Source organism: Fodinibius saliphilus (genome assembly GCF_005869845.1).
Lineage (GTDB): Bacteria > Bacteroidota > Rhodothermia > Balneolales > Balneolaceae > Fodinibius > Fodinibius saliphilus.
On the sequence record NZ_VAWF01000001.1, the window covers coordinates 1,520,215 to 1,533,794 of the forward strand.

A 13,580-nucleotide genomic window follows, 5' to 3' on the forward strand; every position below is an offset into this window, starting at 1 on the left:
GCCAAGACTCAGAAACAGCTTTTAAATCTTATCGTTTACTAGCTTTTTTTACTGATTCATCGATATTAAGAACTCCTCATTATCTTCAGTGCCCTTCATTTTATCGAGCACAAATTCCATCGCCTCAAAAGCATTCATTCTATTCAGGTATCGACGTAAAAGTACTACCTTTTCATGCTCAGCTTCTGGCACAATGAGTTCTTCTCGTCGCGTACCACTCTTAAATATATCCATAGCCGGATAAATACGACGTTCTGATAAATTACGATCCAATACGATCTCCATGTTACCGGTACCTTTGAACTCTTCAAAGATAAGGTCATCCATCCGAGACCCTGTCTGTACAAGTGCTGTAGCCAGTATAGATAGGCTTCCACCACCCTCAACATTCCTTGCCGAACTAAACAGCTGTCGTGGGGCTTTAAGTGCTTCGGAATCCACACCGCCAGACATTGTTCGGCCAGAGGATGGTTGACAAATATTATAAGCTCGGGCTAAACGGGTAATCGAATCCATAAGAACCAACACATCATGCCCCGTCTCAACCAATCTTTTAGTCTTTTCAAAAACAATCTCAGACAGCCCAATATGATTCTCCGGTTTTTCATCAAAGGTAGAGGCTACAACTTCAGCATCATCAACACTACGCTCCATCTCTGTAACTTCTTCCGGGCGCTCATCAATCAATAGAATAATCACCTTTGTTTCAGGGTTATTTTTATTGACTGCATTTGCAATATTGCGCAAAATAGTTGTTTTACCGGTCTTAGGCTGGGCGACAATAAGACCACGCTGACCTTTACCAAGTGGAGAGAAAAGATCCAGAACACGAGTTGTATATTCCGTGGGGTTGTGTTCCAGTGTGAACCGCTCTTCAGGATAGATAGGTAACAGATCCTCAAAATCTTCGCGATTATCCATATCACGAGGAATCTTCCCATTTACTCCATCAACACGAAGTAGTGCAAAATACCGCTCACCTACTTTCGGAGGGCGTATAATACCAATAACACAATCTCCTTGTTTAAGGCGAAAACGTTTTATCTGTGAAGGAGATACATATATATCATCCGGACTGGCCTTATAGTTATAATTAACAGAGCGCAAGAACCCATAACCGTCTGGTAATATTTCGAGCGTTCCTTCCTGAATTAAATAAGGACCGAGTTGTGGTTGAATCTCTGCTAAACGCTCTTCAAGAGTATCGGCATCAGATTCGGGAAGAATATCGTGTACGCTTTTTTTCTTTTTCTTACTCTTTTTACCAGAATCCTTAGAACGATTTCGCGAGCGTCCGTTTTTATTGCTGCTACTGTTACCAGAGTCTTGGTCAAGTTCACCGCGTGCTCGCGCTTTATCGCGTACCGATTGAGTAATACGATCAATAAGTTCCTGTTTTCTCAGTCCTGAAACAGAAGAGAGACCCTGTTCTTGTGCTAAACTACGAAGTTCCTTAACAGTCTTCTCATGAAGAGTATCAATCTCTTCGAGGGAAACTCCATCGGTTTGATAATCCGACATAATAATCTACTTCTAAATATTTAATTGAGTTGCGATGAATAAAAAAGTTATACAATCTTGTCACTAAGCTGTATAGAGAGTTGTTCTACACTGTGATAAAGGGAGCAATTCAGGTAGACATGAAAGAATTAACGGTTATACAAATTTTGAACCCATTCCCGAACCGTTGCATAAAAGTAAAAACTTCCCGCAAATATTACTAATTCCGAATTAAAATCGCAGTTAAAGATCGTGTGACGATGCTCGTTCGGAAAGGGAGTTACTTGAGGTAACCATTCTTTAATATCGTCAAAACTAGCCGCCCGTTCAAGGCTTAACTGATAATAATAGATATTTCTGAATTCTGAAAACTCTTTCATAATTTTTGGTTGTATTTTGTCTTCTAATAGTGCTAGTACTAGTATTGCGTCTGATACTTTCCCAACACGTCGTACAGCCTTCTTTAACGCCCTCACGGCCTCTAGGTTATGTGCGCCATCAAAAAACCACTTTTGGGATCCTAGCAGACGGTTAAAGCGACCCAACCCCACTTCTGCCTCATTAATCCCTTCAATAAATTGTTCCTCAGATACTGAAAAATAATCGCTTAAATTCTGAACAACCTGCCAGCTGATAGCAATATTTTTTGCCTGTACTGGTGCTAGCAATGAGGTTTCAAAAAGGATCTCATGTCCAGCTACAGTGAGCTGATATTGTCCCTGTTCTCCACTTACCGGGTGAAGTTCGTCAATAGTGTATATCGAACTTTCATTATTCCGAGCTATTTCTGCAACCTGATTCTCTGCTTCATCCGGTAAATCTCCAATTACTACTGGAATTTCCGGTTTAATAATACCTGCTTTCTCATAGGCAATTTCTTGAATTGACTCTCCCAAAATTCCTGTATGATCTAAAGAAATGCTTGTAATTACACTTATTAAAGGGCTAAAAACATTGGTTGCATCAAGGCGCCCACCAAGCCCTACTTCAATGACAGCAAGATCAATTCTAGACCTACTGAACCACCAAAAAGAGATAGCAGTACTAATTTCAAAATAGGTAAGTTCGTACTTTTCAATCTTTTCCCTATTATTTTCAAAGAAACGGAGCAACTCATCTTCTGTTATCTCTTCCCCATTTATTATAAAACGTTCGTTAAAACGATTAAGATGGGGTGAGGTATAAAGGCCAACATTATATCCGGCTTTTTGGTACACGCTACTTAAAAGTCGACATGTGCTCCCTTTGCCATTGGTGCCGGCCACATGGATAGCAGGAAAATCATTTTGGGGATCCCCGATACTTTCACAAAACTGCTTGAAACGATCCAGATTAAAATCTGCCCCTAATGAACCTACTGATTTAAACTTCGGTATCTGCTCTAAATACGCCTCAACAGAAGACAGAGAGGAAATTGACATAATTATTCATTGAGTCAGTTAAAATTTCGTTCTTAGTGTTAAGCTCTTTACTTTATCGGAAGTAAAAAAGATACGGCTTTATTTTATGATTTATAATTCGTTGGTAAAACCACTCCTGTTTAAGCTTGATGCTGAACAGGCACATACAGCAATACATAGATTCGCAAAAACGGCCTCACGAAGTACTGTTTTAAAGGCTTTAGCAAAAATTATATATGGTTATCAATCCCCAAAACTGAACCAGCAGTTGTGGGGACTTGATTTTGGGAATCCCATTGGTCTGGCCGCCGGCTTCGATAAAAATGGACATATTCCTGAAATCATGGAAGCGATCGGTTTCGGTTTTGTTGAAATCGGAAGTATTACTGGTAATCCCAGTACCGGAAATCCACAACCACGGCTTTTTAGGCTACCCAAAGACCATGCCCTGATAAACCGAATGGGGTTAAATAATGATGGAGCAAAAACGATTATAAAACGCCTTAAAAACAAACAGCTATCCATCCCACTGGGAGTAAATGTAGCTAAAACACATGATCCGAATGTGATGGGAGACTTAGCTATACGTGATTATGTTCATAGCTTTAACGAAGCTAAAAAAGTTGCTGATTATATTACTGTTAACATTTCATGCCCGAATACTACAGAGGGCAAAACTTTTGAAGATCCGGAGGCACTTGACGAACTACTTTCTGCCCTTAAAATACGAGATGATGCCCGAATAGTGCCTACCCTAATTAAGGTTTCTTCTGACCTAACACAACAGGAATTGTTGAACTTAGTTGAAATATGTGAAAACCATCGTGTCCACGGTTATGTTGCTTGTAATACCTCTTCTGGACGAGATCAACTAACTACTGATGCTCAAAGATTAAAGAAGATTGGCAGAGGTGGACTCAGCGGCCGTCCGATTGCTCAAACAAGTATTCAAGTTGTCGAATGGCTTAGCGAAGCAACAAACGGTCAAAAACCAATAATTGGTGTGGGTGGGATTGACTCTTTTGAAACGGCTCTAAAAATGATACTTGCCGGCGCCGACTTATTGCAAATCTATACCGGTTTGATATATGAAGGGCCCGGATTGATCAAGATAATTAATAAAAAGCTTGTCAAAGAAATGAACGAATTGAATATCAGTTCTATCCACCAACTTGTTTCCGCCTCTACTGCTGAATAGGAAAAGACACCTTGCATCTCAAATGCGAAGGTATCTCATTACCCTCAAAGGGTTTAAACTGTAAGTATTTATCAAAAGCTGTTTCAAAAGCCTCTTCAATACCCAGGGGAGTTCTATTTGATAATAGTTTGAATGATTCAAAATTTCCTTTCTTATCCACAAGAAAGGAATAGATAAGCTTACCAGATAGGGAACCGCCTTTTAGTTCATCCGGATACTCAACTTTTGATAAAAAGGCCTCCATGCTGGGATCAATCTTAAGGGAAAGCCCCAGCTTTTCACAAGTTGCTTTCTGTTCTGACTCTTGCTTCCTCAAAAAAGATTTCATCCTTTTCACTTTAGAACGTTGCTTTGCATTTGTAAATACAGTATCAAATTCGTTAATAGCTATCCGTACACTATCCCAATACATACTTTTGGATCTAATCCGCATTGAGTCTCTTACTCCCGATTCAACTTTACCCAACTGTGTACTATCATTTCTCCCATGTTGCTGTACGGTTGATAAATCGTCTTCTACCAGTGCCCGCCGGGCATATTCTTCAATAGCATGGTAGTAAATATATGGGGCTATTTCCGATGAGCGGTTTTTTAACGCCAGGTTTCGCAATTTTCCCGGAACCACTTTCTTTTTGGAAGAAACAAGACGTTGATACTCTTTTTTCAACATAGCACTGGAAGAGTCCTCAACGAAACTTTCTTGTGTATTACCTCTGTCCGAGCGAACCATATAAGCATACCTTGATTGCGGGTATTCCACCAAAATACGGTTCCCCCAATATTTGAGACTATCAGTTCGGTCTTCAGAGTTATAAATCTCATACAGTGAATACATTGCTTGAGGGCGTAAGTCTGAATTCACTTCACTTTTGATAACATCGCGAAAATAAGTACTTGCACTATCCGGCATCCCTAAATTCACAAATAATAAATTACCCAACTCATACAGAGCAGTAGCCTTTTCTTCTTTCAGCTTTTTTTGAGCTTCGGAACTCTTAGGAATAGCTTCTAAATCAATATTAACTGTAATTCCATCTGAAACTCTCCGGGAACCTGCTGTACGATTATCATTACTGCCAATAGCTGTATTCTGTTCACTATCAACCCTTCCCAAAGCTTGGATTCGCCGCCAATTATCGGCAAGCGGACGATTTCCCCAAATAATTCTGAACTCTCTTTTACCCTGCTGGATAAACTCATTATTCTGATAGTTCAAAAAACCATGAATTGAAGATCGAGTCTCTTTATTGCTACCGGAAGTGTTTATACTTTGATTAACTAATTTTTCAGTTTTCTTATTTTCACGTTCTGCACGTATCTCTTGACGTTTCTGTTCTTTGAGCTCTGCAACCACAGAATTCAGCTCTTCGGCTGATAACGATCCGAGCCATAGCAAACTATCAGCATGTTCTACCTTATTCCGTAACCGAGTATATTCTCCATATGCATCTGCTAAGGTCTCTGCTGATAATCTATTCTGACCTATCTCATTTTGACTTCCAACCGTCGCAGAAGAGTCAAAATAAGCCGCAGCAACATTAAACTTTTCATAATTTTCGCTATAGATCTTTCCCAAGCGGTAATATACTTTTCCTTTTAATGTTTGTGTTATGGCATTTTGGGATAATAGCTCTTTATAACTCTTTTCAGCAGCTGATATGGCTCCCTGCATTTCCAAGGTTCGAGCAATCTTATAGTTGAGCTTCTCAATTCGATCATAATTTTTGTCATCGCGGCGTAATTTTGCATAAATCGATAGTGCTTGTGAAAAATTAGCCTGTTTTCTTGCCACATCACCTTGTTTTACCCCAGCCCAATAGACGTATTCAAAACTCGGAAAATATTTAGGGACAAGGGAATAGGCATAAAAAGCTTCTCCATACCGTTCCAACTTTTCTAATATTTGTCCATATAAAAAATAAGAACGTCCCCTTATCTTTTTCTCTTCTAAATAGGTAATAGCCTTAGACAGTGTGACTTCTGCTCTACTCCAATCACTCTGCATTGCATAATGCTGAGCAAGTAAGGTGCGTATTTCCCCCTGTCTTACTACCGACCAGTTTTGTGGGTATTGAGAAACCTCCGTTTCAAGAAAACTAATCCCATTACTATACTGTTGAAGATCAAGCAGTGTCCGTCCCTTCCAGATTATAGCCTTTTGTATCATCTCTGGAGAATCGGTGGCATTGCGGAGCTCTTCAAATTTTTGCTTGGCTCTATAGTACTCATGCCTATAATAATATGATTTTCCGATAAGCAACAGTGCATCATCCAACCATTTTGAATCGCGAAATTTTCTCAGAATCCTGGCACTTTTATCAATAGCCTCTTTAAAATTGCTATTCCCAGCTTGAACGGTAGGCGGATGAATTCTAACTAGCTCTTCTGGATTAATTTGAACTGGCTGTTCCTGTACTTTGGTTAAACCTACGCGAAAGCTTTGTTCAGCATTATAATATGTATTATAGTAAGCTCTGAAATTTAGCCATGAACTTTTTAGCGTACCTCCACAGGCAGTGATAAAAACCATCAACAAAGATAAACCCAGTATCTTTTTAATGGTAGTATGTGGATAATTACGTCCCATAGCTGAACATTACCATCTTTTACAAAAAACTATCCGCTATTGTAATTGAAAAGCAAATCAAATTGGATAGTTATTCAATTGTACTAACTTTTATCATATTAGTACGACCTCGCTTAGCAATAGGCATGCCAGTAGCAATAATTACCCTTTCACCACTAGTTACAAGCCCATGTTTCTGCAGGTATTCTTCCATCAACTTCACACTTTTATCAGTATCAAAAATCTCATCAATTTTCACAGGTCGAACGCCCCATACTAATCCCAATTGACGCCTTACCTTATTACTTTCTGTAAAGGCAACAATTGGAACTCCAGGTCGGAATTTAGCAATCCGGCGGGCCGTGCTCCCAGAATGTGTTATAGTACTAATGACTTTAGCATCTACATTTTCCGCTAACATGACACATGAATACGCAAGTGATTCAATTACCTGTTTTTCTTTCCATTCAGGCTTGCGATAGCTGAGGCTGCTATATAAATGGGGAGCATTATTTTCAACAGACCTACAAATTTTATCCATCGTTTTAATCGATTCAATTGGATAATCACCTGCTGCTGTTTCTCCTGAAAGCATTACCGCATCTGTACCATCCAGTACTGCATTAGCAACATCAGAACTTTCTGCCCGAGTAGCCCGGGGATTTTCTATCATCGAATCTAGCATCTGGGTAGCCGTTATCACAGGTTTTCCTGCCTGTCTACAGCGATCTATAATATTCTTTTGAACCAATGGTACTTTTTCACTTGCTATCTCAATACCAAGATCTCCGCGAGCTACCATAATACCCGTTGACTCCTCAATTATTTCATCAATAACTTCAACTGCCTCCGGTTTCTCTATTTTAGCTATAATACCGGCATTTGAACCCTCGGCACGCACTCGTGATATGACTTCTTGAATATCATCAGCAGAACGAACAAAAGACATAGCTACATAGTCTACCCCCTTCGATACAGCAAATTCTAAATCTTTAATATCTTTCGCTGTAAGAGAAGCCATTGATATATCAATATCCGGCAGGTTTAAGCCTTTACGGGACTTTAACATCCCTCCAACAACAACTTGAGCCACTAAGCTGTCAGTTTTCTTCTTAATTACTTTAAGCTCAAGTAGTCCATCATCTATTAATAACTTATTGCCCTCAACAGCATCTTTAACAAGCCCTTTATAGTCAACAGGAATTAGCTCGGATGTCCCTTCAACCTCTTCCGTTGTTAAAGTTACATAATCACCCTTTTTGACTTCTTGTCCCCCTTCTTTCATGGTACCAATGCGAATCTTGGGACCTTGTAAGTCTGCTAATATAGGCAGGCTTACATTGTATCGTTCAGATACCTTTCTCAGATTCGTAATTACCTCTTCATGCTGGTCATAGGTGCCATGTGAAAAGTTGATACGGGCAATATTCATCCCGTTTCGAACTAGTTCATCAATTTTTTGTTCAGTATTACTGCTTGGACCAAGAGTACATACAATCTTCGTTCGTCGTTCACCAATGCTCATTAATTATATTTATTCTAAAAAATTAAAATCTGTATCTACTATACACAAATCGAAAAAAGCTCAAAATAACACAGAAACCTAAATGTATAAAAATATCTTTTGAATAGTTACTGTTAACTACAAGCTTCTCATTAGTAATCTATCTAAAAATCTCTCCTGTCCCTTTTATTTTTAACAGTGGATATACCACACGTTTTCAAAGGTATTTTCAGTTTCAAAAAAAAAAAACTATTTAAAATCCATAATAGTGTGGGACAAAACCTTTATATACGAAGAAAAAGAAGGGGCAAAATGATGTTTTAAAATGAGATAAAAAAACTTAACTGTATATAGTTACAATATATTCTATTCTTCACTGGTTTTACTGGAGAGGAATAGTGATTTATTTACCTTGTTTTAACATATCCTTAAATAAAAAAAAGCCCCCTTGAATAATCAAGGGGGCTTCAATTTTAAACAGTATACTAACTATTTACAGGTGTCTTATCGAACAAACCTGGTGCTGGTGACGGAACGTTCTCGTTAGTATTACGTTCACTCTGTGGATATAAGAACCGCTGTGGGAATTGACTTCCTTGAACGGGACTTAAACCATCAACATTGTAATCTATACGGCGAACATAATTGAACCCTTCAATTTGTCCGATGAGGCCAAGATAAGACCAGTTACGAACATGTTGAGGAATGCTAGTGCCTGCATAGGCTCCACCTGCTTGGAAATCTGTCAATGCGAGATCATCATAATTCGTGGTACCGAACTTGTTGTCCAAGTAATCACGAGTATTATTTAATGCTGTAATTGCATTATTATCTCCTGTTGTAGTTCCCTTAGCAGCTTCAATCTGTGCCTTAATCAGTTCATTCTCCATATATGTAACGATAGGGAATGATTCTGTATCGGCAGCAAAACCACTATTATTCAGGTTAGTACCATCATAAAAGTAGTTTAAACGATCGGTTTCGTCAGTTTTGCTGTTATTCCCATTAATCAACATTTGTCGAGAGTGAGAACGATCAGCAGCTAGGTAACCAGCACGTTGAACTACAGTGAAGTTGTAGTACAAGTTTTGATTACGTCCCTGTTGATTTCCATGGGGCATCATCATATCTCCACTGCCATCGTTGGCATCAATACCATTACTAGCAGCAGTAGCTGCAGCAGTAGCGTTTCCTGTGTGCATTAAGTAACGTGCTTTCAGGGTATATGCAACCTTAAGCCATTTTGATGTATTTCCGTTTAGGGTAGTAACATCATTGGCTATAGCTACTGAACTGTTATTGCTAAAAGTAGTAATAGCATCATCCAGTAAGTCGATAACATCAGCGTAGACATCAGCTTGGCTGTCATAAGCAGGCTGAGCAATGGAATCGGCGTTAATCGCCTCAGTATAAGGTACATCTCCCCATAGCGCAGTAACCTGCCCCATTAGCATAGCTTCCAGCATTTTAGTGGCCGCTACCTGATTAGCGGGTACAACATTGCGATCTTGGTATTTATCACGAGCCAACCGGAGATTTGTTAACCCACGAGTGTAGGCCAAAAACCAATCGCTTGAAGCATCTGATGCTGTTACAGTATAACTATAAATGCTCGAATACTGACGATCTTCGCCAGAAAAATATTGAGCCCACATACTACCCTTACGAGCACCATGCGTTTCTAGAAATGTAACTGTTGCCACTTGCCCTGCTGTAAATATTTTATCAGCAGGTGCTGTTGTCGGATTATTAGGATTTTCGCTGTAACCATCTGTAAAAGAACTGGTTACAGAATCACATCCCATAATACCGACCAAAAGCAAGCCAATAATAAGTAATTTTGGTTTGGTAAATATCATAATAATGATCTTTAAAAGTTCTTGGTTAATAATTAACCCTTATGCTGAAGATATAGGATTTAGTACTTGGGTTATTAAAATAATCAAGCCCGAATCCGTTTGAAGGACCTGTCAAGTTTGTCTCAGGATCGATACCTGTGTAATCAGTAAATAGCAGAAGGTTTCTACCTCTTGCACTGACATCAATAGATTTCAAGCCTGTGAAGTCACGTAAGCCTTGTCCATTGAAACTGTAACTTAAGGCTACCTCACGTAATCTAACATAACCGCCATCTTCAATAAACGGCTCAGCAGGTCCAGTAAAGCCAGAGAAAGGTCCAGAATAATGAGCTACGTCTGTAACTGCAACAGGACCAGCTCCGAAATCTTCAACATAACCACGGAACGTTGTTCCAGAAGTAATGGTACTTCCATCCCATGCTGTGAGATCTTGGTCAGCAGTTGTTTCCCAATCTTGGGATCCATGAATACCGAAGAAGCTAAGAGCACCTTTTGTACCATTCCAAACATCACCACCTTGCTTAATATCAACTAAGAAGCTGAAGCGGAGATCTTTAAAGGTGAGGGTATTACGAATACCAGCTCTCCAGTCAGGATTTGGATTACCAATAATTTTCTGTTCTGCAGCTGCTGTTGGGAACCCGTTGCTATCTAAAGCTAAGCTTCCATCAGAATTACGGGCCCATGCATTACCAAAGAACACTCCGTATTCTTCACCAACAAGAGCGGAAGAAGTAGCACTGGTAAATCCAGCGAGTCCAACTTCATCAGCACCAGCCAATGATGTTACCTCACTTACATTTTTAGACCATGTACCATTAACAGCCCAGTTGAAGTCTTGAGAACGGACAACTTCAATATTAAGCTCTGCTTCAAGCCCTTTGTTTTCAATTGAAGCTGCATTTGCAATCTGGCTACTAAAACCAGTAGAAGGCGCACGATCAACACCGAGAATCGCATCTGTTGTTTCTGTCATATAGCGTGTCAGATTCAACGTGATACGATCATTGAAGAAGCGTAAATCAGTACCGAACTCGATCTCTGTAGTACGCTCAACTTTTAAGTTCGGGTTACCCGCTTCAAACGATCGAGCAAAACCACCGCCATATTCAGCAGGGTTTAGTCCATCACCCCAACTACTGGTGAACGCACCTTGGAAAAAGGTAGTAGAGGTCTCATATACTGGTGGCTGTGTACCAGCTTCACCATAAGAGACTCGAAGTTTACCAAAGCTGAGTATATCGTTATCACTTAACGCATCCAGCTCAGTAAATTGCCATGCTAAACTAGCTGATGGATAGAAAAATGTTCCATCACTGTCTTCACCAAATGTTGACGCACTCTCACTTCTTCCTGTAGCTTCAAAGAAGAACATGTCATAAGCATTAACATTAAGAACACCGTAGAGTGCAGAAGTACGGACTGTGCTTCTACTCTGAAATGGATTCTTGCTATTATAATTTGACACATCTCGGTTAAACCCTCGCAGAATGATATCTGTTGAAGTAGCTCCGACATTATCAAACTCACGATGGTTCATGTTCCACCCTACAAGTAAGGAACCTGAGAAATCTTCATTCAGAGTATGTGACGCTTTTGCAATCAAGTCTGAATTAACCTGGTACTCAGAAAGAGTTTCCTCTGTTAAAGAACCGGTAGGATTGCTAGAGTCATAAGTTGGGAATACTGAATATCTGCGATCAGTATATGTATCAACTCCTAATCGGTGAGTAAAGTTCAACCAGTTTGTTGGATCGAACTGTAACTCTGTACTACCTTGGAAACGACGCACCTTAGTTTCATTGATCACATTCTCAATGGTCCAAAGTGGGTTATTATAAATAGGTGTTTGACCCGATGCTACAGGATTTCTATATCCTCTGTGCTTGTCTGGAGTAATACTACCATCCGGATTAATATAATCAACGGTATGTGGCCGTTGGTTAAAATCTGGAGAAGTTCGGTAAGCTCCTAAGAGCAGACCAGAAATATTTGATCCCTGCTGCACACGATTAGAAGAAGTGTTTGTATAATTTGCAGTTACTTTTGCAGAAAACTTATCCCAATATCGCTGTGCAGAAGCATTAAATGTTGTACGGTCAAGGTCACTATTACTCAGAATAATACCGTCTTGGGAAAGATTACCGACACTTAAACGAAATGTTCCGTTATCTCCACCACCGCTAACAGCTACAGTATTATCTAGCTTTAGACCATTTTCAAATATTTCGCCTGCATGGTCATAGGTCTTCTTGGAATTCTTCTGGGTGATAAGACCGTGCTTTTGTCCATCAGGTCCAAAATATGCATTTCCGTTAGAAAGATCTTCCACATCATCGCCACCTGGACGATCTGCAATTTTATCTCCCCAAGAGAATGGAGTTCCTGGTATAAATGAACCACCAAAGCCTTGTCCATAAGAACGCTGCAGATCAACATTTTTGTTGATTACATCATATGAAACTTCAGACTTAACACTGACATTAACTTTGTTACCTTCAGTTCTTTCTCCACTTTTGGTTTCAATAATGACAACACCATTAGAGGCTCTGGATCCCCATAGTGCAGAAGCAGAAGGACCTTTAAGAACCTGAACAGACTCGATGTCTTCTGTGTTCAAGTCAGTAAGACGAGATTGCTGCTGAACACCGGCAACGCCTGAGCCAACAGTAGAGTTATAAACAGGCACACCATCTATAACAAACAATGGCGAGTTACTACCAGTAATGGTATTTGCACCACGGATAACAATTCGAGAAGCAGCACCGGGGTCACCACCAGTACTAGTAATATTAACACCTGCTGCTTTTCCTGCTAGGCCAGCAACAATGTCTGTTTCTCCTGAACTGGCGATATCATCACCTCCAACCTTAGAGGAAGAAACACCCTGTTCATCAGCTTGCTCTTCAAATCCAAGAGCACTAACTACAACTTCATCCAAACCAACTACGCTAGAAGATAGCGTAATATCTTGAACTAACTGCTCTCCAGCTTCAATCTGAATTTGCTGGGTATACTCTTTATACCCAATAAAAGAAGCTTTAAGCGTGTAAGTACCTTCAGGGATGTTTCTGATAGTGAAATTGCCTTCAGTATCAGTAGAAGCTCCCTGATTAATTTCAGTTACAACAACATTTACGCCAGGCAGGGTTTCTCCTGAGCTGGCATCGGTTACAGTACCTGTCACCGATCCGCTTTGAGCTATAGACATAGCCGCAAAACAAAAAGTAAATATTGCCGTAGAAAGTAACTTTCTAAGCATAATGTTTTATCTTTTTAGATTATAAATTAACCCTAAGAGCATTACTACAACGTAGCTACTTTAAAAGAGCAAGCGTGTAGAATGGTTAGAGATGTTTTTAGTGTTAATATTAAAGTAGGAAAATGAGAAACCAGTATTTTACTGCTTTAACAAATATCCCACCAGTGTTTAGAAAAAAATATCCTAAGCGCCTTTTACCCCTTACCAAATACAATATATTTTTGAAATCCACAATCTAATTAACATCCTAAATATTATAGTTTTTGATGCCCTTTTACAAAAAATAATGGA

At 39.6% G+C, this 13,580-nt stretch carries 7 protein-coding genes; 1 reads left to right on the forward strand and 6 read right to left on the reverse strand.

Annotated features, from left to right (window positions below):
* Window positions 1-48: 48 nt before the first annotated feature.
* The gene (gene rho, locus FCN14_RS06375; RefSeq protein WP_138430377.1) at window positions 49-1,521 is read right to left on the reverse strand and encodes a transcription termination factor Rho; all 1,473 of its coding nucleotides are present in this window, start codon (window positions 1,519-1,521) and stop codon (window positions 49-51) included.
* 128 nt (window positions 1,522-1,649) lie between these two features.
* Entirely contained in the window at window positions 1,650-2,921 is a 1,272-nt protein-coding gene (locus FCN14_RS06380; RefSeq protein WP_138430378.1) for a bifunctional folylpolyglutamate synthase/dihydrofolate synthase, read from the reverse strand.
* Between the two features lie 85 nt (window positions 2,922-3,006).
* Between FCN14_RS06380 and FCN14_RS06385 the strand changes: the two genes are divergently transcribed.
* A complete protein-coding gene (locus tag FCN14_RS06385; protein ID WP_171032833.1) occupies window positions 3,007-4,098 on the forward strand; it encodes a quinone-dependent dihydroorotate dehydrogenase in 1,092 nt (363 codons plus the stop codon).
* Here FCN14_RS06385 and porW read toward each other — a convergent pair.
* From porW to FCN14_RS06405, 4 genes are all read right to left on the reverse strand, one after another.
* Window positions 4,085-6,685: a type IX secretion system periplasmic lipoprotein PorW/SprE gene (gene porW / locus FCN14_RS06390; RefSeq protein WP_138430379.1), complete on the reverse strand. Its 2,601-nt coding sequence runs from the start codon at window positions 6,683-6,685 to the stop codon at window positions 4,085-4,087. The genes FCN14_RS06385 and porW overlap by 14 nt on opposite strands.
* Before the next feature lie 70 nt (window positions 6,686-6,755).
* A complete protein-coding gene (gene pyk / locus FCN14_RS06395; protein WP_138430380.1) occupies window positions 6,756-8,189 on the reverse strand; it encodes a pyruvate kinase in 1,434 nt (477 codons plus the stop codon).
* Window positions 8,190-8,653: 464 nt separating this feature from the next.
* Entirely contained in the window at window positions 8,654-10,027 is a 1,374-nt protein-coding gene (locus tag FCN14_RS06400; RefSeq protein WP_138430381.1) for a SusD/RagB family nutrient-binding outer membrane lipoprotein, read from the reverse strand.
* Window positions 10,028-10,052: 25 nt separating this feature from the next.
* On the reverse strand, window positions 10,053-13,289 hold the full coding sequence (locus FCN14_RS06405) for a SusC/RagA family TonB-linked outer membrane protein (RefSeq protein WP_138430382.1): 3,237 nt from the start codon (window positions 13,287-13,289) through the stop codon (window positions 10,053-10,055).
* Between the last annotated feature and the right edge of the window lie 291 nt (window positions 13,290-13,580).